This is a genomic window from Phycisphaeraceae bacterium (assembly GCA_019636655.1).
Lineage (GTDB): Bacteria > Planctomycetota > Phycisphaerae > Phycisphaerales > UBA1924 > JAHBXB01.
On sequence record JAHBXB010000001.1, the window covers coordinates 929,868 to 955,026 of the forward strand.

Annotated in this window: 22 protein-coding genes; 15 read left to right on the forward strand and 7 right to left on the reverse strand. The window is 65.4% G+C overall.

Annotation, left to right across the window (positions count from 1 at the left end; translation table 11 throughout):
• Positions 1-50: 50 nt before the first annotated feature.
• The 5 genes from hpt to KF745_03970 all read right to left on the reverse strand — a co-directional run bounded on the left by hpt (position 51) and on the right by KF745_03970 (position 3,775).
• Positions 51-599 carry a hypoxanthine phosphoribosyltransferase gene (gene hpt / locus KF745_03950; protein MBX3357561.1) on the reverse strand — a complete coding sequence of 183 codons (549 nt, stop codon included), beginning with the start codon at positions 597-599 and terminating at the stop codon, positions 51-53.
• 21 nt (positions 600-620) lie between these two features.
• On the reverse strand, positions 621-1,187 hold the full coding sequence (locus KF745_03955; GenBank protein ID MBX3357562.1) for an inorganic diphosphatase: 567 nt from the start codon (positions 1,185-1,187) through the stop codon (positions 621-623).
• A gap of 61 nt (positions 1,188-1,248) precedes the next feature.
• On the reverse strand, positions 1,249-1,917 hold the full coding sequence (locus KF745_03960; protein MBX3357563.1) for a hypothetical protein: 669 nt from the start codon (positions 1,915-1,917) through the stop codon (positions 1,249-1,251).
• 15 nt (positions 1,918-1,932) lie between these two features.
• Complete coding sequence (locus tag KF745_03965; protein ID MBX3357564.1) at positions 1,933-2,943, reverse strand: TPM domain-containing protein; 1,011 nt, start codon at positions 2,941-2,943, stop codon at positions 1,933-1,935.
• Positions 2,944-3,037: 94 nt separating this feature from the next.
• A complete protein-coding gene (locus KF745_03970) occupies positions 3,038-3,775 on the reverse strand; it encodes an SDR family NAD(P)-dependent oxidoreductase (protein ID MBX3357565.1) in 738 nt (245 codons plus the stop codon).
• 141 nt (positions 3,776-3,916) lie between these two features.
• Between KF745_03970 and KF745_03975 the strand changes: the two genes are divergently transcribed.
• From KF745_03975 to KF745_04045, 15 genes are all read left to right on the forward strand, one after another.
• Positions 3,917-4,150 carry a hypothetical protein gene (locus KF745_03975; GenBank protein MBX3357566.1) on the forward strand — a complete coding sequence of 78 codons (234 nt, stop codon included), beginning with the start codon at positions 3,917-3,919 and terminating at the stop codon, positions 4,148-4,150.
• Between the two features lie 465 nt (positions 4,151-4,615).
• On the forward strand, positions 4,616-5,386 hold the full coding sequence (locus KF745_03980) for a flagellar hook-basal body complex protein (protein ID MBX3357567.1): 771 nt from the start codon (positions 4,616-4,618) through the stop codon (positions 5,384-5,386).
• Between the two features lie 18 nt (positions 5,387-5,404).
• On the forward strand, positions 5,405-6,214 hold the full coding sequence (gene flgG / locus KF745_03985) for a flagellar basal-body rod protein FlgG (protein ID MBX3357568.1): 810 nt from the start codon (positions 5,405-5,407) through the stop codon (positions 6,212-6,214).
• Positions 6,215-6,218: 4 nt separating this feature from the next.
• Positions 6,219-7,283 carry a flagella basal body P-ring formation protein FlgA gene (locus KF745_03990; GenBank protein ID MBX3357569.1) on the forward strand — a complete coding sequence of 355 codons (1,065 nt, stop codon included), beginning with the start codon at positions 6,219-6,221 and terminating at the stop codon, positions 7,281-7,283.
• A 15-nt stretch (positions 7,284-7,298) separates the two neighbouring features.
• Positions 7,299-8,117, forward strand: coding sequence for a flagellar basal body L-ring protein FlgH (locus KF745_03995; GenBank protein ID MBX3357570.1), 819 nt, complete (start codon positions 7,299-7,301; stop codon positions 8,115-8,117).
• Positions 8,118-8,200: 83 nt separating this feature from the next.
• Positions 8,201-9,370, forward strand: coding sequence for a flagellar basal body P-ring protein FlgI (locus tag KF745_04000; protein ID MBX3357571.1), 1,170 nt, complete (start codon positions 8,201-8,203; stop codon positions 9,368-9,370).
• A complete protein-coding gene (locus tag KF745_04005) occupies positions 9,367-9,774 on the forward strand; it encodes a hypothetical protein (GenBank protein MBX3357572.1) in 408 nt (135 codons plus the stop codon). Before KF745_04000 ends, KF745_04005 begins: the two co-directional genes overlap by 4 nt.
• Positions 9,771-10,319, forward strand: a complete 549-nt coding sequence (gene flgN, locus KF745_04010) for a flagellar export chaperone FlgN (protein MBX3357573.1) — start codon at positions 9,771-9,773, stop codon at positions 10,317-10,319. Before KF745_04005 ends, flgN begins: the two co-directional genes overlap by 4 nt.
• A 15-nt stretch (positions 10,320-10,334) precedes the next feature.
• A complete protein-coding gene (gene flgK / locus KF745_04015; protein ID MBX3357574.1) occupies positions 10,335-12,080 on the forward strand; it encodes a flagellar hook-associated protein FlgK in 1,746 nt (581 codons plus the stop codon).
• A gap of 41 nt (positions 12,081-12,121) precedes the next feature.
• Positions 12,122-14,185, forward strand: a complete 2,064-nt coding sequence (locus KF745_04020) for a hypothetical protein (protein MBX3357575.1) — start codon at positions 12,122-12,124, stop codon at positions 14,183-14,185.
• A 129-nt stretch (positions 14,186-14,314) separates the two neighbouring features.
• Complete coding sequence (locus tag KF745_04025; protein ID MBX3357576.1) at positions 14,315-14,770, forward strand: flagellar assembly protein FliW; 456 nt, start codon at positions 14,315-14,317, stop codon at positions 14,768-14,770.
• A gap of 166 nt (positions 14,771-14,936) precedes the next feature.
• Complete coding sequence (gene csrA, locus KF745_04030; protein ID MBX3357577.1) at positions 14,937-15,275, forward strand: carbon storage regulator CsrA; 339 nt, start codon at positions 14,937-14,939, stop codon at positions 15,273-15,275.
• A 123-nt stretch (positions 15,276-15,398) separates the two neighbouring features.
• On the forward strand, positions 15,399-16,952 hold the full coding sequence (locus KF745_04035; GenBank protein MBX3357578.1) for a flagellin: 1,554 nt from the start codon (positions 15,399-15,401) through the stop codon (positions 16,950-16,952).
• Between the two features lie 327 nt (positions 16,953-17,279).
• Complete coding sequence (locus KF745_04040) at positions 17,280-18,809, forward strand: flagellin (GenBank protein MBX3357579.1); 1,530 nt, start codon at positions 17,280-17,282, stop codon at positions 18,807-18,809.
• A gap of 109 nt (positions 18,810-18,918) precedes the next feature.
• Positions 18,919-19,953 carry a tyrosine recombinase gene (locus KF745_04045; GenBank protein ID MBX3357580.1) on the forward strand — a complete coding sequence of 345 codons (1,035 nt, stop codon included), beginning with the start codon at positions 18,919-18,921 and terminating at the stop codon, positions 19,951-19,953.
• Here KF745_04045 and gyrA read toward each other — a convergent pair whose 3' ends face one another.
• Positions 19,954-22,797, reverse strand: coding sequence for a DNA gyrase subunit A (gyrA, locus tag KF745_04050; GenBank protein ID MBX3357581.1), 2,844 nt, complete (start codon positions 22,795-22,797; stop codon positions 19,954-19,956).
• 147 nt (positions 22,798-22,944) lie between these two features.
• Positions 22,945-24,843, reverse strand: a complete 1,899-nt coding sequence (locus tag KF745_04055; protein MBX3357582.1) for a hypothetical protein — start codon at positions 24,841-24,843, stop codon at positions 22,945-22,947.
• Positions 24,844-25,159: the final 316 nt, after the last annotated feature.

A 25,159-nucleotide genomic window follows, 5' to 3' on the forward strand; every position in this document is an offset into this window, starting at 1 on the left:
TGGCCTGCCGGACTGATTCACCGACGACGCTTGCATGGACGGTGTATCGACTAGACGCCGGGTACAAGCACGCCGATGTCCGGCAGGTTCCTGTAATACCCGTCGAAATCGAGGCCGTAGCCCACCACGAACTCATCCTCGATGTCGAAACCGGCGTAGTCCACGTCGACCTCTTCGTCCCGACCCTTGGGCTTGTGCTTGCGGAGCAGGACGGCGAGGCGCAAGCTGGCGGTGCCCTGCGCCGCGATCATCCGGCGGATGACACCCAACGTTCGGCCGGAGTCGAGGATGTCGTCCACCACGACCACGTGGGTGCCGTGCAGATCGGTCGGGAGCCCGCCGCGAATGTTGGCACCCTGCGAGGTCGTGGCCGCACCGGGGTAACTGCTGACGGTGATCGGGCGGATTGACATGCTCAGGGGCATGGCCCGGATGAGGTCGGCGACGAACACGACGGCGCCGGTCAGGATCGGAACGAGGACGATCGGGCCATCGCAGGCCGCGACGTTCTCCGCAAGATCGCGGGAGATCTCCTCGCCCATCTCCTCGACTCGGGCGGCGATTCGCTGGCGATCAATGAGGATTCTGCCGACCTGCATGCGTGCCTGCCCGGTGGGGTGTCAGTTGATCAGGCCCTTGATCCCGCCGCTGCGGCGGGCTTTCCAGTACCGCGCCAGGGAGTCTTCGATGATCGCGTGCGCCGCCTCGGCGGGCATGATCTCGTCAACATCGACCGCCTTCCCTTCGAGGTTCTTGTACTCCTCGAAGAACTGCCGGAGCATCCGGAAGATATGCCGAGGGAAGTCTGAGGCCTTGTTGAACTCGCTGTAGATCGGGTCGCCGATGAGGACGGAGATGACCTTGTGGTCCGGCTGCCCGTGGTCCACCATGGTCATGAGTCCGACGGCCCGGGCTTCGCACAGGCACAGGGGGGGAATCTCCTCGGTGCAGTAGACCAGCACGTCCAGCGGGTCGTCGTCTTCGCCCAGCGTCTGGGGGATGAACCCGTAGTTTGCGGGGTAGTGGACCGCGGACGACAGAATACGGTCGAGCTTGAGCAACCCCGAGCCTTTGTCGAGTTCATACTTGTTGTTCGAGTTCTTGGGGATCTCGATTACGGCCTTGAAGCTCGATGGCAAGCTGTTCTCGTCGATCCCGGGGGTAACGTCGTGCCAAGGGTGGACCATGGGCGGAGGGTAGCGCCGTGGCCCCGGGTGCTCCGAGAGGCTTCAGATGGAATGACTCCCGCTACTCAATCAGCCACAGGGTATTGGGTAGCTCATTTCGGCTGCCCTCCTCCCGGGGAAACTCCCTGGTGAGAGCCTGGCCGCACCGCTCAACCGCTTCAATCAACCCGTCGGTAGGGTTGCCGTGGCGAAAAGCCCCAGCGATGCCAGCGCATGCCTTAACGAACAGGTCCTGGTTGACCCGACGCTCGATTGCGACATCCCCGACGACCCAGCAGGTTCGCTCGAGCAGCGAGACGAAGATCAGCAGGCCGTTCCGGGCGTGCGTGCGCCCCACGTGGAACGTGTGGAAAGCCTCGAAGCCCCGGCGTCGCACCTCGGCCTCTCTTTCGCGACGTGAGATGAATGGGCGGATCAGCGCCGGAAACCGGGACGCAAGGGCCGCTCCAACGCCTGTCCCGATGGCCAGGACCAGCAGCACCGAGGTCAGCCCGAGCACGAGGGTTTGGCCACCCGACCACTCCCGGGTATCGGGCCGCAACCCCTGCCAGAGCGACCATGCGATGACAACGCCGATCATCCCCATCACAAGGCCGAAAAGATCCTCAACTCGGTCGTACCGGCCGCTGCGGCGGGCGACCACGACAACGATCTGGGCCGAAGTGCCGGCCTCGGCTGCGGCGATCGCCGCCTCGATCCGGACACGGTCGTCGGCGGAGAAGACTTTCATCGCGGTCTCCATGTGTTACCACGAACCCGTGGCGCCACCGCCGCCGGAGAACCCTCCGCCAAAGGAACCGCCTCCGCCGCCAAACCCACCCCCTCCAGAGAAAAACGATGGCCCAGGTGAGCTCCCGCGAGCCCCCGCATTCGAGGAAGACCGCAATCCGGTCATCTGGCCGAGGATGAAGCCGGGCCAGAAACCTCCGAACACCTGAGAACCGGTCGTCATCTGGCCCTCTGTTGCATTCGCCGCAGGCCCGCCCAAGGGTGTAGTGGCGTAGTTCCGCATGGAACGACCGAACCGGCCTACCACAATGAGAATGAACAGGGCGGCGCCACCGACCACGATACAAGCGGCCGGGCCCAGGACGGCAGGACCTCGAAGCCAGGAAGACACTCCCCCCGAACTTGGCGACGTAGTGCTGGTCGGGGCTTGGGCAGGCGTCTGCGCCCGCCCTGTTGGCAGGCCTGTCGCGGGTTCAGCCGACGATGATCCGGCAAGCCGGTGCTGGCTGCCAAGCCTGGCAGCAAGGCCCGCCACACCTTGCTCGATGCCGCGGGAGAACTGGCCGCTCTTGAAGGCCGGAACGATCACGCCTGAAACGACCGCCGCCGCCGCGGCATCGCGGTCTCGGTTCCACGCGGCCCCCATCTCAACGCGAACCTTCCGGTCACCCTTGGAGACCAGCAACAGCACTCCGCGGTTGTTCGCCGCGGAACCAACCCCCCACTCATCAAAGAGATTGTGGGCGTACCGCTCGATGTGCCACCCGCTGGCCCCGTGGTCGGCCATCGACGTGATGGTGGCAACGGCGATCGCGATGCCATCCTTCTCAAGGAGCCCCTGGGCGATCTCCCGTATGCGATCGGCATCCGTCGACGTAAGCAGGCCCGCCTCATCGGCGATCACATCCCCCGCCGCTGGCCGCTGCGGATAGGTTACATCGGCGAGCGATCGTTCGGAGCACAGGCTTCCAGCCAAGGCCGCGATCGCCACAACCACAACCCATCTCAGATCCGTAAGTACGACCATCCGTTGATCCTCCCTTGCCTCGCCTCAACGGGCCTATCGCACACTTCATCGGGTACGTCCGGTACCGGTTTCAAGCACTCCCGATGTGACTGGCTCACGATCCTCCGTACACCGGGACCAACGCGCTGCGAGTCGACGTGTTTTCTGGCGACGCCAGGAAACACACCGTCGCCGCGACCGAGTCGACACTCGGCCACTTCGAATGGTCCGCGTCCGGCATCGCCGCACGGTTGGCCGGCGTGTCCATGATGGATGGGACGACCGCGGACACCAGCACCCCCCTGCCGACGACTTCCTCGCCCAACGCCTGGGTCATGGCGGCAACGGCCGCCTTGCTCGCGGTGTACGGCACCATGCCAACCCCAAGCCTTGGCTCGATTGCCGGTCGGGCGGCGACATTGACAATCCGTCCTCCCCCGCCGCGGGCCATTGCCCGAACCGCCTCGCGGCAGCAAAGGAAGCATGTGAGGGCATTCGTCTGCATCATCGACACGAACTCGTCGCGCGACGTCTCCGCGACAGGCTTCATCCCGAATCCCCCGGCGATATGAATGGAGGCCCAGACCGGCCTCGGAGAACCCGCCGGAGAGCCCCATGCCATCGATTCGGCGTAGAACCGCTCGACCGCGCCCTCGTCGGTGAGTTCCACACCCATGCTCACCCGCACCCTCTCATGGGACTTGTGCGGGAACCGATCGTGTTCCTTCGGGTGCACGCAGGGAACGCTGACCCTCGCCCCAGCCGCGAGCAGTCGGCCGACCACGGCCGAACCAAGCGCGCCGGTTCCACCGGTCACGATGACGAGGCGGTTCGTAAACACTTGTTCGGCCATACGGCACTCCAATCCACCCCGCCCTCGGGTCAGCGATCACCCTCAGAGTACCGCCAACGGTACCTGGCGGCACTCTCGGACCGAACCTCATTACCGAGCTACCGTTTCAAGCACCTTTGCGACGTTTCCGGAGTTGCTGCCATGCCCCTATACGAATACCACTGCCCCGAGACCGGCGAGACGCTGGAGTTGCTGCGACCGATGGCGGACGCCGACAAGCCGGTTGACGACCCTACCGGCCGGGGGCGGCGGTTTGTCCGGAAGCAGTCCACGTTCGCGGCCAAGGGAGGAAGCGCGGCGGCCTCGAGCGGGGCTGGCGGCGGGGCGTGCTGTCCCTGCGGCAAGTCGGCGGGTTCCTGCGGTTCGATGAACTGAGGCACCGGCGCGGCCGGAGTTGCCGATCGGTGGCGCAATCTGTGCGCGGCAAACACGGAACGGGACTTCAGGAGACGCTGACGCCGCCGACGTCACCAGCGGCCAAATCTCCGAACCCTCCGCCTAAAAGATCATTCAGTTTGTCGGCCGCCCGCCCGTCGAATCAGCTCTGGCACGCCCCTTGATCTCCTGCTGACCAACCCCGGCGGAGTCCGGGTGGAAGCGCAGGAGTCGCGCCGTGGCACCACGAACCGAAATGTCGGAGGCGATCGGACCCAATGGACTTGTGGTGGGCGCCGCGCTCGTGCGTTCGGCCAGGCTGGCGGTTTCTCTCCACTTGGCCGACTCGGCCGCTCAACGGACTTGCCCGGCCCCAATTCGGGATGTCCGGGCGATCCTCTTTGCGGCCCCCCAGCGCTGCATTGATCAGAACCGGATGGGTCCGAGTGAGCGAGGGGACCACCAATGAACTATGGGCTTTACCTCGCAGCGTCCGGTGTGCTGACGTCGATGTACCGGCAGGATGTACTCTCAAATAACCTCGCCAACGTGGACACCGCCGGGTTCAAGCCCGACACCCCCGTGTTCCGCAGCCGCAGCGCCGCCCGCATCGAGGATGGCCTTGCTCTCCCATCGAACGCCATGCTCGAGCGGCTCGGTGCCGGGGTCGCCCTTGGACCCGACCGCATCTCGATGCTCCCGGGCCCTGTCGAGACGACCAATGACCAGTTCACCGCGGCGATCAGCGGGGACGGGTTCTTTGCGGTCTCGTTCAATGACGGCCAGTCGCCGCAGCTTCGCCTGACGCGGGACGGTCGCTTTGCCCGCCGGGCCGATGGCACACTGCTGCACGCCGCGAGCGGGGCGAGCATGCTCGACCCTCAGGACAAGCCCATCACGCTCGCCAACCGCCCGTTCACAATCAACCAGGATGGCGCCATCGTGCAGGACGGACGCGAGGTTGCTCGCCTCCAGGTCACCAGCGTGCCCGATGCCGGCTCGCTGGAGAAGGCCGGCCGAAACCTCCTTGGGATGTCTCCCGAGCAGGCTGCCCAGCGGCGTCCGGCGCCCGGCGGCGTGACGCAGCGCGCCCTTGAGAGGTCGGCAACCGATCCGATCCTGACCACGATGGGCATCACCGATGCCAGCATCGATGTCCAACTCAACTCCCGCGCCATTCAGATCTTCGACGAACTGATGGGGCGGGCCATCAACACCTTTGCGCGGGTCGCTTGACGCAAGGAGCCTCACGCCATGGCCGTTATTGCCCTTCAGTCCGCCGCCTCCGCCATGACGGCGCTGAACACGTCGATGGACGTCATCGCCAACAATCTGGCGAACGTCAACACTCCCGGATTCAAGTCCAGCCGGGCCAACTTTCAGGACCTGCTCTACTCCAAGGTCAAGCAGCCCGGCCTGGAGACGTCCACCGGTGATCGCCCGCCCTTCGGGCTCTTCGTCGGCCTGGGCACCCGAATCAGCGGCACGCAGCTCAACTTCACCGAAGGCTCTCCCATCACCAGCGATCGGCCCCTCGATGTGATGATCGACGGGCAAGGGTTCTTCCAGGTCCAGGTCCCCGATTCGCAAGCGCCCGGGAACATCGCGTACACGCGCAACGGGCAGTTCGCCGTCAATGCCGATGGCGAAATCGTGCTCGCCTCGGACACGGGACGCCGCCTGATCCCCAATATCACCATCCCGAGCGATGCAACGGGCATCAGCATCCAGAACGACGGCACGGTGCTGGTGACCCAGCCGGGATCGTTGGAGGCGACCCAGGTTGGCCAGATCGAGATCAGCACCTTCATCAACCCCCAAGGACTTCAGCAGGTCGGCGACAACTTGTACATCGCCACTGACGCCTCCGGACCACCGATCGACGGCACGCCCGGGACCGACAACCGCGGTGTGCTCCAGTCCAACCAGTACGAAGCCTCGAACGTCGACCCCACCCGCGAACTGATCGACCTGATCAAGACGCAGCGAGCATTCGAGATGAACTCCAACACGATCCGTGCAGCGGATGAGTCGCTCCGCACGGTGGCCACTCTGAGGAGGTAAGTTGATGACGCTCCGGATCGTGGCCATCCTGCTTGCGGCGATATGGCTTGCCACGCCTTTGCATGCCCAGACCACGGTCCAGCTCCGAACCTCTGCCACCGTCGCCGAGGTGAGGGTGATCACGCTCGCCGACGTGGCTTCGATCACGGGGCCGGAGGCCGCGACCCTCGGGCAGATTGTCGTACGCTCCGCCGCGGAAGGCCGGGCCGGGGACTCCGATCTCACCATTGCATCCGTGCGTGCTGCGCTGGACGCTGCCAAGGTCAACTGGGGCCAGGTAGCACTCCGCGGATCCGCGTGCCGTCTTCGCCTGGGCGATGCCCCCGATGCTCTCGACACCGCGGGCAGCTCCCGCAGTCCTGTGCCCCACAACTCCCTCGAGCCCGTACACCAGCTCGTCGACCTCTCCGGACCGCCGACGGTCCGCTCCGCGGTAGTGATGCGGCTCTGCTCGCTCCTGGGAGCGGAGCCCCAGGGCCTGCGAGTCAGGTTTCGGGCGGAAGACGAGCCCTTGCTAAGCCAGTCGATTGTCAGTCGGCGCGTCGACACCCAGACCGGCGCTACACGCTCATCTTCGCGCATGTCGGTGCAGGTCTATGTCTACGAGGGAGACCGTATCGCAATTTCCGGTACGATCGTGGTCGACGCCCTCGTGCTTCGCGAGGTGTTCAGCGCGACGACGCCGATCGAACGAGGCGATGTCATCCGAGCGGATCTGGTCGTCGCCGGGTCCCAGTGGATCGAGCCCAATGCCAGGACGCCCGCCCAGGGCGGCAACGTGATCGGCTCGGTGGCCAGGTCCAGGATCTCCGCCGGAGCGGTGATCAGCCTCACCGACATCGAGCCCGCTCTGATCGCGAAGCGCGGCGACTTGATCTGGGTGCACTGTCTCAGCGGTTCTGTGAACCTCAAGGCGAAGGCCCGGGTCGTCGCCGATGCTCATGACGGCGGCCTGGTCTCGCTCCGCCTCGAAGGCTCCAAGCAGACGTTCGATGCCCGCATGTCCGGCCCTGGCGTCGCCGTGATTGACATTGACAAGGCCACGCAGGCCGCCAGCACGTCCCGTTGATCGTCAGGAGGAACCATGCGGACAGTCGCCATCTCGATTGCAGTACTTCTCGCCGCCGCGGGCCAAGCCGCGGGCCAAGCACTGCTGCAGCGGCCCGTCTCATCGGGGCCGCAACCGGGGGTAATCACCCCATCAGGCCCGCAGGGGAACCCGAATGTCGTGATCGCTCCCGGGAGCGGCCCCGAGTCCGCGGCTGCCTCGCCCCAGCCTGGTCCCGGGCCCGCGCAAGGCGTCACGCCCCCCCCGCAACGCGAGCCGGATGGTGTCGCCGCGTCACTCCAACCCTACAGCTTGTTCGCCGTTGTTCCACCGCCGCCGCGCATCTACCAGAAACACGATGTGGTCCAGGTGGTGATCAACGAATCGAGCATCCAGAAGTTTGAGGCGACGCTGGACACCAAGAAAAAGGAGGCTCTGTCGGCCCAACTCCAGGGCCTCCCGAACCTTGAGAAACTCCTCGAAACACAGTTGCAGCCCTATGACACCCAGCAGTTGCTCAACCTCCTGCTCTCGGGCCAGAACAACTTCAAGGGCGACGGCTCGCTGGAGCGGTCAGACCGCTTCACCACCCGGATCAGCGCCACGGTCATTGATGTGAAGCCCAACGGGTCCCTGGTGCTGGAGGCGCGTAAGTCCACCTCGCACAACAACGAGACCGTTTCCGTCGTTGTCGCCGGCGTGTGCCGCCCCGAGGACATCACGACCCCCGCCAACACCGTGCAGTCGTCGCAGCTGGCCGACCTGGTCATCCGCGTCGAGACCACGGGTGATGTCTCTGACACCGCCAGCAAGGGCTGGATTACTAAACTGTTCGACGCCATCTTCAACTTCTGACCGACCCACCCGCCGCCCAGAGGGTGGCACGCCGCTCGCTTAGTACTGGCAGGACGCCGGAGTACCGCCGCAGGATGCGCACCATGTTCCGTCTGAGCCTCGTGATTGCCGCAGTTCTTGCGCTCGCTACGCTGACGAGTGCGCAGCCCATCGGGCGCGATCCGTCAGGCGGCCAGTTCTCCGCGCCCGGCGCGGCGACGTCGTCCGCAGACCAATCAGTCCCCGCCTCCATCAGCATCCAGGACGTCGTACGGATCCAGGGCCAGGGGCGATTCACCCTCCGTGGTCTGGGCATCGTCGTCGGCCTGAACGGCACCGGTGACAGCGGCGCCGAGCTGGCCCTCGCCCGTCCACTGGCCCAGGTGTACGCCAACAACGGGAACCCGCTCCCCGAGCTCAAGGAGCTGGCCAAGGGGAACACCGCCGCGCTCGTGTGGGTCGATTGCGACATCCCCGAGACCGGCGCCCTCATCGACGACCGGTTCGACGTGCACGTCAGTGCGATGCACAGCGCCAAGAGTCTCGAAGGCGGCCGCCTGATCATCGCCCCACTCATGGGCCCGCTCGTGGGGAGCAAGCCCTACGCGATGGCATGGGGCTCGATCACCATCGAGGGTTCCGCCTCGCCGCGGACGGGAGTGATCCGCAGCGGCGCGCAGATGATCCAGAACACGCTCCGCAACCCCATCACCGATTCGCTCACGCTGATCGTCACCCCGGAGGCCCGCGGCTGGACCACCACGGGCACCATCGCCAACCAGATCAACGGCGCCGCCGGGCGGCTCGACGACGAGACCGCCGGGCCCCAGATCGCCCGCGCAATCGACGAAACGACCATCCACATCGTCATCCCCGACCAAGAGCGAGCCGACCCGGCGAACTTCATCTCCCGCATCATGACCATGCGCCTGAGCCCGACCCTTCTGGCCCTCCCGGCCGAGGTGCTGGTGAACGAGCGCGTCGGTCTGATCACAGTGACCGGCGACGTCGAGATCTCGCCCGTCGTCGTAGCGCACAAGGACATGGTCGTCACCACGCTTACGCCACCCCTTCAGCCCACGGCACAGAACCCGCTCGTCGAGCGGGACGCATGGGTCTCTATGGCCACATCGGGGAGGCCTGTCGAGCGCGCCCGCCTCGACGACCTGCTGCGGATCTTCCGCACCCTCGATGTGCCGGTGAAGGACCAGATCCACATCATCAACCAGATCCACGCCTCCGGCCGGTTGCACGCCAAACTGAGGGCCCAATGACGGGTATCACGCAGGAGATGCCGAGCCGGAACCCGCTGTTCTCGCCCGCGAGCCCGGCGGCGGCGATGTCGCTCGCAACCCGCCAGCGGGACTTTGCAGCGGCCATCTCGCGGGCGTCCATCCTGCATGGTGCGACGCCCGAGCAACAGGCCCGCGAGAGCGCCGAGGAGTTCGTTGCCATCGCCCTGGTTCAGCCCGTGCTCACCCACCTTCGCAACACGAACAACGCCGCCAGCCCGTTCCAGCCCACCAGCGCCGAGAAAAACTTCCGCGGGTTTGCTGACGCCCAGGTGGCTCGGCAGATCGTCCGCACCAAGCAGTTTCCCCTGGTCGACCGGGTCGCGCAGCAGATCCTGGACCATGTCACCAAGCGATCCCCGGGCGCCCTGGAGGCCTCCGCATGATCATGCCACAACCGCCAGCATCGGCCGCGGTCGCCGCGGATGCGGTCGACCGTCTCGAGGACATCCTCGATCAGCTTGCCACGCACCACCAGACCCTGCTCGACCTTGCCCGCCGACAGCAGGCGGCGATTGCCACCGCCGATGCGCCAACCCTCCAGCGCCTCGTGACGCTCCAGAACCAGGCCGTGCAGCAGATCGCGGCGCTCGAGCATGACCGCGGCATGGCTGTGGCCAGCATCGCGAGGGCCACCGGCCGTCAACCCTCTGCCCTCCCTGCCGCCGCCAGCCTCTCCTGGCTTGCGAGCGGGCTTGATGCTACTGCGCGGCAACGGCTCTCCGACGCCGCGTCCCGGCTGATGACAATCCTCCGTTCGCTCCGGCACGAGCACGAGGTCATCAGGGCCGCGACCACGTCCCTGACCACCCACATGGACGGCATCATCCGCCAGATCGCTCGCCGTCTCTCCCACGCCGGCACCTATGCCCGGCACGGGGGCGTTGATGCCGGCCCGACCGTGCAGTCCGCACTCGACATGAGCCTCTAACCGCCGAGCGAAACCATGGGTCTGACGACCGCACTCCAGATCGGCCGATCCGCGCTGAACGCGAGCCAGATCGCGCTCCAGGTAACCGGCAACAACTTCGCCAACGCCGCCACACCCGGGTATTCGCGCCAGATCGCCACCCTGGCCCCATCCGCGGGCGTCAGCGAGGGCGGCTTTATTTTGGGCCGCGGCGTCTTCGTGCAGGATGTCCGGCGTCAGACCGACGCGGCGCTCCTGGCCAGGCTCAACTCGTCGGTCTCCCACGAGTCCGCCGCGGGGATGGACCTCCAGCTCCTCTCGCGGGTCGAATCGGTCCTCAATGAACTGACCGACTCGGATATTTCCAGCGAACTCTCCCGGTTCTTCAACGCATGGTCCGAGCTGGCCAACAGTCCCGGGTCAGCCGGGGCCCGTTCGCTCGTCGTACAGCAGGGCAGCACGCTTGCCAGCTTCCTGCGCACCACACGCAGCGACCTCGTGCAGATCCGGAATCAACTCGACTCGGAACTCGATGCGAATGTCAGCCGCGCCAGCGACCTGCTCTCGCAGATCGCCGGTCTCAACAGCTCAATCGTCGCGGCGGAGGGGGGTAGTTCCCAGGCCAACAGTTTGCGGGACCAGCGGGACTCGCTCGTCCTTCAACTCTCCCAGTACCTTGACATCTCGACGGTCGAGCAGGCCAACGGAACGCTCGACGTGCTCGTTGGCTCGACCCCGGTGGTCCAGGGAGGCCGTTCGCTCGGACTCCAAGTGCGGCGAGAGTCCGACGGCACCCAATCAAGCGTTCGGATATCGACCATCGACAGCCCCCGAGACGTTACAGTCCACTCCGGAACCATCGGCTCCCTGGTGTCTCAGCGAGGCAAGCTCGTTGATGGAACCATTGACTCGATCGACACGATCGCGTCCCAGCTCATCTTCCAGGTCAACAAGATCCACAGCGTCGGGTACGGCGCCACACCGATGACTTCGATTCGAGGCACGCAGAACGTCCCGGCTGCCGACCTCGTCCGCTCGCTCAATGACCCCGCCAACTCCACCTTCGCGGCACTGCCGTTTGCCGCGACGAACGGCGGATTCAGCGTTACCGTCACCAACTCACAGACCGGCGCGACGCAGACCGTGCGGATCCCGGTGGACCTCGATGGCATCGACAACTCCGGCCAGCCGGGGTTTGCCAACGATACCTCTGTCCAGTCGCTCGCTGCCTCGCTTGGTTCGATCGCCAACCTTTCCGCCACCACTAACCCCGACGGCACGCTAAGCGTCTCGGCGGCCACCGGCTATTCATTCTCGTTCTCGGATGATTCCTCCGGCGTCCTCGCCGTTCTCGGTGTGAACTCCTACTTCACCGGCACTACGGCCCGCGACATTGACGTTCGGCAGGACCTCTCTTCGTCGCCGCAACTGCTGAGCGCCGGCGCCGTTGTCAACGGGCAGCCCAACGACAACGCCAGCGCCATGGGGATCGCCGCCCTCCAGGACGCCGCCAACGCGGCGCTCGGCGGCCAAACCATCCGCGGAGCCTGGACGCAGTCCGTCCAGTCAATCGGCGCTCGCACCGCAGAAGCCCAAACCCGGTCGTCCGCCGCGACGCTCGTTCGACAGAATCTCGACGCCCAGAAGTCCGCCATCTCCGGTGTCAGCGTCGACGAGGAATCCATCAACCTCATTAACTACCAGCGCCAATACCAGGGCGCCGCCCGCTTCATCTCGGCCGTCGATGAACTGACTCAGATCCTGATCAACCTCATCCGCTAGCCATCCCGCGACCAGTCCCAGTACTCATCTCCGAGACCGCCATGAGCTCGATCCCATCCAACCTGTCGCGTGTCCCGAACCTGCTCGCCTCACAGATCTACTACACCAATCTCAACCGCTCGAACCTTTCCATGCTCCACTTGCAGGAGCAACTCGCTTCGGCCAGGTCCGTCAACCGCCCTAGCGACGACTCGGTCAAAGCCGCGTCCATCCTCGCCCTCGACGACATTCTCGAGCGGTCCGAGCAGCGTGTCCGGAACCTCGATTCCGCCAGCAACTCCCTGAATCTCCTGGATACGTCCATCGGTGAGGCCAACGACCTCGTTCTCCAGGCCAAGGATGTCGCCGCCAGCCAGATCGGCGCCACGTCCGATGCCGCGACGCGTCGCAACCAGGCCATCGTCATCGACTCGGTCATCCGCCAGCTCTCCTCCCTCGCCAATCGCGAGACCAACGGCCTCTACCTCTTTGGCGGAGCAACACCGACCCAGGCGCCGCTCTCGGAGTTCCTCGGCGGGTACCGCTATACCGCGCGTGGCGATGGTCTCTACACGGACCTGGGCGCGTCGATCAGGGTCCCGGTCACTCTCGGAGGGAGCAGTACGATCGGCCAGACCTCCGCCCGGCTCCGCTCTACAACGGACCTCAATCCCAGTCTGACACCCCAGACCCGCATCGCCGACCTCGGAGGTGCGCGAGGGCTTGGCGTCTCGCTCTCTCAACTCTCCTTCTCGTTCAACGGCGGCCCTGCCGCGACGGTCGACCTCTCCACGGCGGATTCCGTACAGAATGTTGCCGACTCGCTCACGGCCGCGATCCGCCAATACGAAACGGATCACTCGGTCACCATCCTCGGGCCCGGCGGCATCTCGCTCGTCGGCGGCTCCCTCGCGATCGACGTTGTCCCGGCCGGCAGCGGTCCCAATCCGACGCTGACATTCACCGACATTGGAGTTGGATCCGTAGCACAGGATCTAGGGCTCTCGGCGGCCCCCTTCTCGGCCACAAGCCCCACCGGGAGCGACCTGAACCCCAGGCTCTCTCTGCTGACTCCCCTGAGCGCCGTCCCCGGCCTTGCCCTTCCGCTCGGCTCGATCAACCTCCGCTTCACCGGCCCGAATACGTCGTCGCTGTCAACGGTCGACCTTTCCTCGGCTCAAACCATCGGCGATATCCGGAACCTCATCCAAACCGGTGCCCCCGGCGTCCGGGTCGAAATCAATGCGGCGGGCACCGGCATCGACCTGTTCAATGAGGTCTCCGGCCCCCGCCTCTCCGTTGAAGAGGTTCCGCCACCCGCCGGCGGAACCACGGCTACTCAACTGGGAATTCGCTCATACTCCCTCGCAACAGCTCTCTCCGACTTCAACGACGGCCGCGGCGTACGAATCGTCGACGGAGCTACCAACCCCGTCACCGGCCTGCCCGATCCAGCGGCCAACGTCGATTTCACGATCCGCCTTGGCGACGGCAGTTCCTTCTCCGTCGACCTGAGGCCCCAGGATCTCACCGATGTCCAGTCCGTGATCGCCCGGATCAATGCCGAGGCCGCCGCCGCGGTGACTGCAGGGCAGATCCCACCGGGGTCGTTCTCGGCCGGTCTCACGAACGGCCAGAACGGGATCGCGTTCTTTGACCCCCTCAACCTGGGGGCGATCACCGTAACCCGCCAGAACAACTCACCGGCGGCCGAGGACCTCGGCCTCGTCGGTGGAACGTACGACAGCGCAAGTGCGACGTATCTAGCGCAAGATCGGGCGTCGGTGCGCGTGAACAACTTGTTCAGCACCCTCATTGATCTGCGCGATGCGCTCACCCGTGACGACAGCAATGGCATAGCGATTGCGGGTACGCAACTCGACGCCGCGGTGGAATCCCTCGCCTCCACCCGCGCCCTGGTCGGCGTGTACGCCAACCGGATCGAGAGGGCGAAGGAACGCCAGGAAGACCAGCGAGTGCTGGACGAAAAGACGAGATCCGAGCTCCGCGACCTTGACTACACGGATGCGGCAATCCGCTTCAGCCTCCTCCAGACCCAGTTGCAGGCGGGACAGCAATCCGCCTCACAGGTCCTGACCCGATCCCTCCTCGACTTCCTTGGCTAACGCCGAGGGGGTTGAGTTCAAAGAACGACTCGCCGCATCGGCCGCGGCGGGCCACGACGACAGGATGTCACCCCGTCGAGGATCGGCGGGATCCTTCAGGATGATCGGCCGACTGACCGGAGCGCACCGATGCAAGTGCGGACCACGAGATTCGGAAGCCTCGAGATCTCCGACGAGCGAGTGATCTCATTCCCCAAGGGCCTGCTCGGCTTCGCCGATTGCCGCCGGTTCTGCCTGCTCGAGCCGGCGGAGGACGCGTGTTTTTTCTGGCTGCAGTCGCTCGATGAGCCGTCGCTCGCGTTCGTCGTCACCGATCCGTCGTTCTTCATCCCGGAGTACACCGTTCCGATCCGGGAAGACCAGATGGTCGAACTCAAGCTCCCGCGCCTCGAGGACGCCCAGGTTTTCGTGATCGTCAACAAGGTTGATCTCACGCTGACCGGCAACCTCCAGGGCCCGCTGGTGATCAACACGCTGGACCGCGTCGCAGAGCAGTTCGTGCTCGCCGAGAAGCGGTGGACCACCCGCCACCCCCTCGTCAACCTGCAGTCCCAGGCGACCACCCCGGCCGCCATGTCCGCCTGACCCCTCTCCCCGGGCGGACCGCTGGCCTGCCCAAGCACCGTGATCCACAAGACCACCACGATCCCGGACCGCGTTCTACAGCCGCGTTGGCCATGGATGGCCGCGCGCCCATTCACCCCCGCTACCCCTCGCGCTAGCACGAACGGACCTAGGAAGGAGCCGATGAATGCTGGTTCTCTCACGTCAGCGCGACGAGACGATCATGATCGGCGACGAGATCGAGATCACCGTCGTCGACATTCGAGGCGACAAAGTTCGCCTCGGGATCACCGCACCCACTCGAATTGCCGTGCACCGCAAAGAGGTGTACGAGGCGATCCGGGCGGAGAACGAGCGGGCATCCCATCTCAACGCGCAGATGAACAGCGGCGACATGGATGTCCTGCGCCGAACACTCGCACCTGGACCGCAGCGGACCCCCGGCAAGTCCAGGCCCCGCGGCATCTCCAGCCTTACCAACCCGCCACGGGCCGAGCCGCCGCCGGGCGATGCCCGAACCGCATGACCCCTCCCCAGCACCAGCCGGCCACGCGCCGCAACCACCTCTATCAGATGCGCACGCTGGATTGCCGCGGCGCTTCAACGGCACTGTGTCACCCGCCCTTAGCCTCAATCACGGAGGATTGCAATGGCTAGGATCAACTCGAATATTCCAAGCATGATCGCCCGGGCCAACCTCAACCGGGCCAACAAGGACTTGGAAGTCCGCCTTCAGCGTCTCTCAACCGGGCTTCAGATCAACCGCGGCGCGGACAACCCGGCCGGCCTGATCATCTCCGAGCGCCTCCGCTCGGAGGTCTCGGGGCTCAACCAGGCCGTCGCCAACTCCGAGCGTGCCTCCTCGGTGATCGCGACGACCGAGGGCTCGCTCGCCGAGGTATCCGACCTCCTGAACTCCATCAAATCGCTCGTGGTTGAGGCCGCCAACACCGGCGCCATCTCCAACGAGGAGCGAGCCGCCAACCAGCTTCAGATCGATTCGGCGATCGAGACGATTACCAGGATCTCCAACTCGGCCTCGTTCGGTGGGCTCAAACTGCTCAACGGCGAACTCGACTACGTGCTTTCCGGGGTCAGCACCTCGGCCATCTCCAAGGCCCAGATCCACGGCGCAAACTTCGCCGGGCAGCGGAACATCCAGGTCAACGTTCAGACCGTAGCATCCGCTCAGACCGGCTCGCTCTTCCTGCGGGGCGATTACGCCTCGGCACCGGCCTTCAACGGCACGCTCCAGTCCTCGACGACCCTCGAAATCGCCGGCGTCCATGGCGTCCAGACCCTGGAGTTCCTCTCGGGAACCAGCCTGGCCCAGCTTGTCTCTTCCATCAACTCGTTCTCCGAATCGACAGGCGTCTCCGCGTCCCTCATCAACCCGGGCAACCCGTCCTCCGGTCTGGTTTTCTCCAGCACCGGGTACGGGTCCGCCTCGTTCGTCTCCGTCAAGCGGATCGGCGGTCCCGTTGACGGCGGCTACTTCGCCACCTACGAGCTGCAGAATAACTTCGCCCGCCCGGCTGCCTTCTCGTTCTCTGACCCCACCATCGCCGCCCAACTCACGGTCTCCAACCGCGATGAGGGTCGCGACATCTCCGCCATCGTGAACGGCACCCTCGCGTCCGGCAGGGGCACCAACATCTCCCTGCAGAACTCGACTTCTCTCTCCCTCGACCTATCTCTGTCCACCGCGTTTGCAACCCGAAACAGTCAGACCTCCACCTTCTACATCACCGGTGGCGGGGCCTTATACCAGCTGGGCGGCGAGATCAACACCTCTCAGCAGGTCAACATCGGTGTACAATCCGTGGCGGCCTCTCGACTCGGCGGCGCCATGGTGAACGGCGTCATGCAGTTCATCGCCTCTCTCAAGTCGGGCGGCGCCAACGACCTGCGATCGAGGAACTTCACCGGCGCCAGCACGATCCTCGACTCAGCCATCGACGAGGTCGCGATGATCCGTGGTCGCCTCGGCGCTTTCGAGAAGAACACGCTACAGACCAACGTCCGATCGGTACAGGCCGCCATCGAGAACCTCACCGCCTCGGAATCCAACATCCGCGACGCTGACTTTGCCAAGGAAACCTCGGCCCTCACCCGGTCGCAGATCCTGACCTCCGCCGGCACTTCGGTTCTTTCTCTTGCGAACCAGCAGTCCCAGCAGGTCCTCCAGCTGCTCCGAGGTTGATCCGCCCGGTAGAGCGTCCCAATAACCCGTACGCCGCCCCCGCATCGTCTCGATAACGGGGGCGGTTTTTATTTTTGGGGCATGTTCCGGCGCTGGTAATCGATTCCGCGCTCAACCCGCCCCCGGTTGCTTCCGATGCTCTTGGCCGTCACCCCGCCGCCTCGGCAGCGTGGGCACGACACCGCGGACGGAGCGTGATCCGCCGCGGAGCCCCGGACCTGAGCCGCCCGGGGCACGTGTTACGAGCCGCACACCGCGGCCGGGTGCCCACGAACGAACGGGCCGCGTCCCATGGCAGGGACGCACGCAGAGCACACGGAGGTCCACATGAGCCGGATCAATACGAACGTCCAGTCACTGATCGCACAGCGCGTCCTGAGCCAGAACAATGCGAACCTCAGCCAGTCGCTCGAGCGGCTGTCCACGGGCCTCCGCATTAGCCGCGGCAAGGACGACCCCGCCGGCCTGATCGCATCGGAGAACCTCCGATCTGAGAAGGCCGCCATCAACGCCGCGATCTCGAACTCCGAGCGCGCCGACCAAGTCGTCAACATCGCCGAGGGCGGCCTGCAGGAGGTCTCAAGCCTTCTGACCGAACTCCAGGGACTCGTCACCGGCACCGCCAACAAGGCCGGCATCAGCCAGTCGGAGCGTGAGGCCAACCAGCTCCAGATCGACTCGATCCTCCAGACCATCGACCGCATCGCCTCGGCCACCTCGTTCCAGGGTGTCAAGCTGCTCAACGGCAACTATGACTACTCCACGACCGGCGTCTCCGCCTCGGTCGTCTCGTTCCAGGTTAACGGCGCCAAGCTCCAGCAGGGCCAGAACCTGAACGTCAATGCCGTCGTCACCACCTCTGCCCAGCAGGCCGGCCTCTACCTCTCCACCAACGGCGCCCTGAACCTCAATGGTGGCGTCAACTCCGCCTTCACCATCGAGATCAGCGGCAACCTCGGCTCGCGCCAGCTCTCCTTCGCGTCGGGCACCACGGTGGCCACAATCGCCTCGCAGATCAATACCTTCACCGATGTCACCGGCATCCGCGCCTCCGCTGGCACCACCGGCATCTACCTCGAGTCCTCGGAGTTTGGCTCCGACAAGTTCGCCTCGGTCAAGGTGATCAACGCCGCCAACATCCAGGGCACCGGCGTGGGCATCTACAACCGCCAGGCCCAGAACTTCTCTGCGATCAACACCACCATCGCCGCGGCCTACACCACTCCCGCCGCCCAGAACGGCTACAAGGACAACGGCCAGGACATCGTCGCCACCATCAACGGTGTCGCTGCCACCGCCAAGGGCAAGACGTTCTCCATCAACACCGACTTCCTCAACGTCTCCCTCACCCTCAACACCACGCAGGCTCAGACCGTCGGCGTCAAGAATGCGTTCACCATCACCGGCGGCGGCGCCGACTTCCAGCTCGCCGGCGACGTGAACATCGGCTCCAAGGTCGCCATCGGTATCGGCGACGTTGCAGCCCGCAAGCTCGGCACCACTGATGTCTCTGGAAACCTCCGCTTCCTTTCCGACCTTGCCTCGGGCAAGACCCTCAACGTTGTCTCCGGTGACATCACCAACGCCCAGAAGGTGATCAGCCAGTCGATCAACCAGATCACCTCCCTCCGCGGCCGCCTCGGTGCGTTCCAGAAGAACACCGTCGGCGCCACGATCCGCTCGCTGGGCGTCTCCCTCGAGAACACGACCGCCGCCGAGTCCGTCATCCGCGACGCCGACTTCGCCACCGAGACGGCCAAGCTCACTCGCGGCCAGATCCTCGTCTCCGCGGCCACCCAGGTTCTCACCCTGGCCAACAGCTCGCCCCAGTCGGCCCTCCAGCTCCTCCGCGGCTAAGCCACGGCACGCTGATAGGACTCTGAACTGATCCCCCCCGCCCCGGCCTCACCCGCCGGGGCGGTTTTCTTTTTCTGCATGCCTCCCCGACCGCCGATCTCATCATGCCATGAGTCGCGCTGCGAGTTCCAACTTCTCCCCCGCCTCCCCACGTTCCCGCCTCGCGCGCCGGTCCGCTGCGCTTCCCCCCGCCTACGCCCGGATCCGAACCTCCTTCCTCGCCTTCATCCGCATCGAATGTGGCCTGGCCAAGAACACCGTTGAAGCATACGACCGTGACCTGAGCGAGCTGCTCTTGTCCGTCGTCGCTGCCGGGGCGTCAACCCCCCAGCAGATCACGCCGCGACTCCTCTCCGGTCACCTCGCCTCGCTCAAGTCCGAACGCAGCCTCGCTGGATCGTCGGTCATCCGACACCTGGCCACAATCAAGGTGTTCTGCCGATGGCTCCAATCCACGGGGGTGATCGACGACAACCCCGCCGCGGCCCTTGACCGGCCCACGCGATGGAAGAAGCTCCCGGGAGTTCTCTCCCCAAAGCAGATCCGTGCCCTCATCGAGGCGCCCTCAACTCTGGCAGGGTCCGGCAGCCGCCCGGAGAGTAAACGTACTGAGCCGCCGATGCACCTCCGCGATCGCGCCCTGCTCGAGCTCCTCTATGCCTCCGGTCTTCGTGCTTCGGAGATTGCGTCACTGCCGCTCAGAGACTTCCATGAGACCCTCGGCACGATCCTGGTCACCGGTAAGGGTGACAAGCAGCGCCTCGTCCCCGTCGGCGAGCCGGCGATCATCGCGGTCAGGATCTACCTGGACCAGTGCCGCAGCCGCCTCGAACGCCCGGACGGCCGCGACCGGGGCTGCCTTCTGCTCTCCCGAACGGGCCGCCCGCTCGAGCGAGTCGCCGTCTGGCAGATCGTCCGAAAGTACGCGGCGATCGCCGGCCTGAGGATCGGCCGCGCCCAGGGTGGCGCCCACCCGCATGTCCTGCGGCATTCCTTCGCCACCCATCTACTCGCCGGCGGCGCCGATCTCCGTGTGGTCCAGGAACTCCTCGGCCACGCGGATATCGCCACAACGCAGATCTACACCCACGTTGATTCATCCCGTCTCAAGCACGTGCACCGCACCTTCCACCCGCGGGGCTGATTACGGCGCCATAGCCGTCTCACCGTCCGCATCCTCGTCCGTGTCGCCCTCTTCTCCAAGGACGCGAGCCGTCGCCACAACCCGGTCGCCCTCGTCGAGTTTCACAATTCGGACGCCCTGGGCTCCACGCCCGCACAGCCGGATCTCCGCCGCGGGCATCCTCACCAGCATCCCCGACTTCGAAACGACGACGACGTCGTCCGCTTCGTGCACCGCAAGCGACACGACGGCGCGGCCGTTTCGCTCAGAAGTGTTGATATCCACACGGCCCTTGCCGCCGCGGGACTGGCTCCTTGCCTTGCCCGTCTCCGGCTGCACGCGGTACTCATCCACAAGCGTCCGCTTTCCGTACCCATTCTCGCACACGGTCAGCAGCGCGATCGACGGATCGGCTGACACGCTGTCGCCATCGGCGTCCTTCGCCATCGGGACTCGAACCACACCGACAACCTCGTCCTCTTCGGCCAGCTCGATACCCTTCACACCTGCCGCGGCGCGGCCCATAAGTCGAACGTCCTCCTCGCTGAACCGGATCGCCATCCCGCCCGCAGTTGCCAGCAGGATGTCGTCGGTCCCGCTCGTGAGCGCCACGTCGAGCAGCCGATCGCCCTCCCGGATGTCCACGGCGATGATCCCGCCGCGGTTGACGTTCCTGTAGTCCTTGAGCGCCGTCCTCTTGACGACCCCACCGGCGGACACGAACGTCAGGTAGTTGCTTCCTTCCTCGAAGTTCTTCACATTGAGGAACGCCCGAACGCTCTCCCCCTCCTTGAGATCCAGCAGGTTCACCATCGGCCTGCCCTTGCTCTGGCGAGGCAGCTCTGGCAACTCGTACACCTTGATCTTGAACACCCGACCGGTGTTCGTGAAGCACAGCAGGTCGTCGTGGGTGCTCGCCACGAACATGTGCGCGATGAAGTCGTCGTCCTTCGCGCTGGCGCCGATGATCCCCTTCCCGCCACGACCCTGCGCCCGGTATGTACTGACGGCGATCCGCTTCGCGTACCCCTGGTGCGAGATGGTGACCGCCATGTCTTCCACGGCAATGAGCGCCCCAATGTCGTAGTCGCCCGCTTCGGCACCCTCGTCGATCCGCGTCAGCCTCGCCCCGGCCTTCGTGCCGATCCGCTGCTTCATCTCCTCGCAATCGGCCTTGATGATCGCGGTTACCCTTGCCTCGCTGGCGAGGATGCTCTCGTAGTCGTCGATCTGCTCGACGAGCTGCGAGTAGTCCCCCACCAGTTTCTCGATCTCCAGACCCACCAACTGGATCAGCCGCATCGAGCCGATCTGTTCCGCCTGCACCCTCGTCAGCGAGACCCCCCGCTCGCCGGCACGGCGAACCTGCTCCATCAGCCTCGCGGGGATCGCCCCCACATGCTTGTGATCGACGGCGATCCGGAAGCCTCTCGCCATCAGTTTGTCGATCGCCTCCGGACGGGTCTGGCTCGACCGGATCAGCCTGATCACCTCGTCAATGTCACAGACCGCGAGGATCATCCCCTCCAGAACGTGTGCACGCTTGCGGGCCTCCGCCAGCAGGTGGGCTGTCCGCCGGCGGATCACTTCGACCCGGTGCTCGATGTAGTACCGGATCATCTCCTTCAGCGAGAGCGTCCGCGGCTGGCGGTTCACCAGGGCGATGCTGTTGATGCTGAAGGTCTGCTGTAACTGCGTGAACTCGTACAGCTGCTTTTCCACCAGCGCCGCGTCCGCCCCCTTCTTCAGTTCGATCACCACCCGTACCATCGCCTCGCGCCCGGATTCGTTGCGGACGTCCGACACGTCGTTGATCTTGTCGTCCTTCACCGCATCCACGAGCCGCTCGACCAGGGTATCAAGACCTAGGTTGTACGGGATCGAATCGATCACGAGCTGCTCTCGCCCGTTCGCCATCGTCTCCACGCGGACCTCACCCCTCACCGCTACCCGCCCCCGCCCGGTCGCGTACGCCTCGACAATACCACCCTTGCCCAGGATCACGCCGCCGGTCGGAAAGTCCGGCCCTCGGATCCCGCGACGCACTACGACTTCCCCCTCCTTCACATCCTCCATCAGTTCGCCCAGCGTGATCTCCGGGTTCTCCAGCACGCGCACGATCGCATCGAGGACCTCGATCGGGTTCTGAGGCGGCAGACTCGTTGCCATCCCGACCGCGATCCCCACCCCGCCGTTGATCAGCAGGTTCGGCAGCTTCCCCGGCAGCACGGTCGGCTCCTGCAGCCGATCGTCGTAGTTCGGGACGAAGTTCACGGTCTCCAGTTTCAGGTCGTCGAGCATCTCCACGGCGGCCTGGAGCATCCTCGCCTCGGTGTACCGCATCGCCGCCGGGGGGTCGGGATTGATCGAGCCGAAGTTCCCCTGCGGATCAATCAGCGGCACCCGCATTCGCCACTTCTGGGCCATCCCCACCAGGGTCGGGTAGATCACGGACTCGCCGTGTGGGTGGTAGTTGCCGGAGGTGTCACCGCAGATCTTCGCGCACTTGAGGTGCTTGCGCCCCGGCCTCAGGTTCAGGTCGTTCATCGCCACCAGGATGCGGCGCTGGCTCGGCTTGAGCCCGTCTCGGACATCGGGCAGAGCCCGGTCCATGATCGTGCTCATCGCATACGTCAGGTACGAGTCCTGCAGTTCCCGCTCGATCTGCAGGTCGACGATGTGGCCCCCGCCCTCGCCACTTCCTCCGTTCCCGCCCGCTTCTGTCGGGCCCGCGGGCGGTATGCCGGCGCCGCTTCCGCCGGCTCCGGTCGAGTTTGTGCTGTTCGCCTCGGTGGTGGCTACGACATCAACAGGGGTTCGCCGCGAGCTCGTGGCGGACACCGGACGATCGGCGGAATCGGGCATGTTCAGCGGCTCCGAACCAGGGGGTTCCTGGGCAGTTTTCGGGACGGAACATTGTAGGCGAATCGGCGTCTTTTTGCCCGCTTTGGGGCGCGATTCCGACCCCGTTTCCAACCCCACAAGGGCCGTGAAAACCCCTCAAAAACAGGCCTATTCCGCCCTCCGGTCCGAACCCGACTCGGCCTCGTCACGCGGAGCCGACTCAAGGCTCGTCAAGACCTCGCACACGGCCATCAGGGTGAATGCCGAGGCCTCGACCGGCTGCCTCGAATCCCACACCGCAGCTCGAATACCTCCGATGGCCCTCGCCGGCTCCGGGTACATCCATGCATTCGATTCGTCCACCTGCAACTGCCTCATGAATCGCACTGCCTCCAGCAGCCGCACGAGCTCCCGGTTGAACTCCGCCCCCTCCGTCAAACGGGGGTCACCGAGCATCGTCGCGACAAACGCCAGCGGCCGCGCCGACTGCCATGTGGGCAGCGGATTCCGCGTCGAGGTGAACGTGACGCCACCGATCAGATCCTGGTTGTCAACACCCGCATCAATAGCCTGCAGCTGATGCTGCCAGAGGCGTTCTCTCATCCGCCGAAGCGCCACACCAGCCGGGATCTCGCTCGCCCCGCCCCGTGGCGCCCCCACCGGTCGCTCCAGGTCTGCGAGTTTCAGCTCAGCCCAGCCAAGCCACGGCATCTGGCCAGCCAACTGCCCCTCCTCCACATCGCGGAACGCCGTCCGCACCGCCGCCGGAGCGAGCACGGAAGCCGAGACCGGCCCGGTGTCGGCGCTCCCAGCTGCACGCTCCAGCCCGACAAGGGTCACCAGTGCGTATGCCACAGCACCCCGCGCCGCGGGGGGAAGATCCGATCGATACCCTTGCTTCGCATCGAACACACGTGAGAACGCCCGCGTTGTTGCCGTCCACGGGCTGATCGCCCGGCCGATCTCGTCCTGTCCAACCCCCTGTTCCCGCAAGACCGTCACCATCGCCGGCGCCGTCAGGCACACGCCGATTGCCTTGTCGATCGCATCCTCGACATCCGATTCCGGACGCGAGAAGTCCATCACCAGCACCTTCGCGGTCTCCCGCTCCCGCTCGGTCAGCGGCCTCACCGACATCGAGAATCGCTGGAGCGCACCTCCAATGAGGCCTCGCTCGGTCCGCGTCAGTTCACCCGCGGCATCCTCCTCCGCGGCCCGCCGCAGCAGGTGTGCGGTGATCCGTTCGGCCATCGCCCTCATCGCCCCGCGGCTGGAGACCTCCGACCGTCCAACCACCCGACCGCCCCGCTGCAGGAACACCGGCTCCTCTCCGGGCCCCGGTTGTGCGAGATGGGTAACCCGGAACCGGAACGATGTGACTCCGTGCTTTTCCCTCAGTTCCGCCGGGCCGACCAGCCCCAACTGCGCATCTCCCCCCGCCATCGCTGCTGTTGCACCGATCGCCTGTTGGGGCAGCGTGTTGGCGCTGAGCATCTGCGAGGGATAGATCGCCGCCATCGGGGCATCGGCTCCGCCACCGACCCTCGATGCAATCCCATCCAACCCGGGCGCCAGCATCAACTCCGCCTCTGCCACCGTCGCTGGGGTGATTGGAGTCAGCCCGCCAGCCAGCTCCAGACTGATGGTGATCCGTTTCCAGGATTCTCGGACGGCCTCCTCCGCAAGCAGGTCCGACCCTTTGGGAATCCGCCTCTCAGCCTCGTTGATCGCCTCGGTCACCGCCCGGCGCACCACATCTCGGCTGGCAGCCAGCGAGATGCTCGAGCCCCGGCCCACGATCTTGCCATCCAGCCGAAGCGTTACGCACGCGCCATAGCACTCCGGAAGCCCCTCGGCAGCATCCGCCGGGACCTCCGGCTTCCTGATCCAGGTCTCCAATGTCCGATAAGCCGCCATCGTCGATGCTGGAGGCGGCGGCTCGTCACCATCCGCCATCGCCGCACGCACGCTGACAGCGGCCAATAACACGCACAACAGGCCGATGCACCGGAGCAACGTCGCCAGACGACCACGGATCGTGTTGTCAACCGGCATCACGCGTGGCACAATACCTCCCGCATGGATGTAGTTTCCGGGCCCGCACCCCCTCTGGGAGCACGCGGCGCCCGGCTCGGGCGTGAGGCACGGAGGTTGTTTCTCTTCCGGCACACAACCTGAGAGAAGAACACCATGCTGACCTGGACCCTCCTGACCGACAACCGTAAGCGAATCGCCATGCTGGCCCTGCTGTCGTTCATCGCCCTCTGCTAGGCCCTCAGAGCGTAGCCAGCAACACGTCCGATACGCCGGCCTCAGTGGACGTTGATATGCCCACAAACGCCGGCGACAACGGGCGTACCCGCCACGGGTGACAAAAAGCAAA

Coding starts and splice junctions, on each gene's coding strand:
- KF745_04035 (MBX3357578.1), top strand. CDS start 15,399: ATGGCTAGGATCAACTCGAATATTCCAAGCATGATCGCCCGGGCCAAC.
- KF745_03965 (MBX3357564.1), bottom strand. CDS start 2,943: ATGGTCGTACTTACGGATCTGAGATGGGTTGTGGTTGTGGCGATCGCG.
- KF745_04000 (MBX3357571.1), top strand. CDS start 8,201: ATGTTCCGTCTGAGCCTCGTGATTGCCGCAGTTCTTGCGCTCGCTACG.
- flgG (MBX3357568.1), top strand. CDS start 5,405: ATGGCCGTTATTGCCCTTCAGTCCGCCGCCTCCGCCATGACGGCGCTG.
- KF745_03995 (MBX3357570.1), top strand. CDS start 7,299: ATGCGGACAGTCGCCATCTCGATTGCAGTACTTCTCGCCGCCGCGGGC.
- KF745_04040 (MBX3357579.1), top strand. CDS start 17,280: ATGAGCCGGATCAATACGAACGTCCAGTCACTGATCGCACAGCGCGTC.
- KF745_03970 (MBX3357565.1), bottom strand. CDS start 3,775: ATGGCCGAACAAGTGTTTACGAACCGCCTCGTCATCGTGACCGGTGGA.
- gyrA (MBX3357581.1), bottom strand. CDS start 22,797: ATGCCCGATTCCGCCGATCGTCCGGTGTCCGCCACGAGCTCGCGGCGA.
- KF745_04020 (MBX3357575.1), top strand. CDS start 12,122: ATGAGCTCGATCCCATCCAACCTGTCGCGTGTCCCGAACCTGCTCGCC.
- KF745_04045 (MBX3357580.1), top strand. CDS start 18,919: ATGAGTCGCGCTGCGAGTTCCAACTTCTCCCCCGCCTCCCCACGTTCC.
- flgN (MBX3357573.1), top strand. CDS start 9,771: ATGATCATGCCACAACCGCCAGCATCGGCCGCGGTCGCCGCGGATGCG.
- KF745_03975 (MBX3357566.1), top strand. CDS start 3,917: ATGCCCCTATACGAATACCACTGCCCCGAGACCGGCGAGACGCTGGAG.
- flgK (MBX3357574.1), top strand. CDS start 10,335: ATGGGTCTGACGACCGCACTCCAGATCGGCCGATCCGCGCTGAACGCG.
- KF745_04025 (MBX3357576.1), top strand. CDS start 14,315: ATGCAAGTGCGGACCACGAGATTCGGAAGCCTCGAGATCTCCGACGAG.
- KF745_03980 (MBX3357567.1), top strand. CDS start 4,616: ATGAACTATGGGCTTTACCTCGCAGCGTCCGGTGTGCTGACGTCGATG.
- KF745_04005 (MBX3357572.1), top strand. CDS start 9,367: ATGACGGGTATCACGCAGGAGATGCCGAGCCGGAACCCGCTGTTCTCG.
- KF745_03960 (MBX3357563.1), bottom strand. CDS start 1,917: ATGAAAGTCTTCTCCGCCGACGACCGTGTCCGGATCGAGGCGGCGATC.
- KF745_03955 (MBX3357562.1), bottom strand. CDS start 1,187: ATGGTCCACCCTTGGCACGACGTTACCCCCGGGATCGACGAGAACAGC.
- csrA (MBX3357577.1), top strand. CDS start 14,937: ATGCTGGTTCTCTCACGTCAGCGCGACGAGACGATCATGATCGGCGAC.
- hpt (MBX3357561.1), bottom strand. CDS start 599: ATGCAGGTCGGCAGAATCCTCATTGATCGCCAGCGAATCGCCGCCCGA.
- KF745_03990 (MBX3357569.1), top strand. CDS start 6,219: ATGACGCTCCGGATCGTGGCCATCCTGCTTGCGGCGATATGGCTTGCC.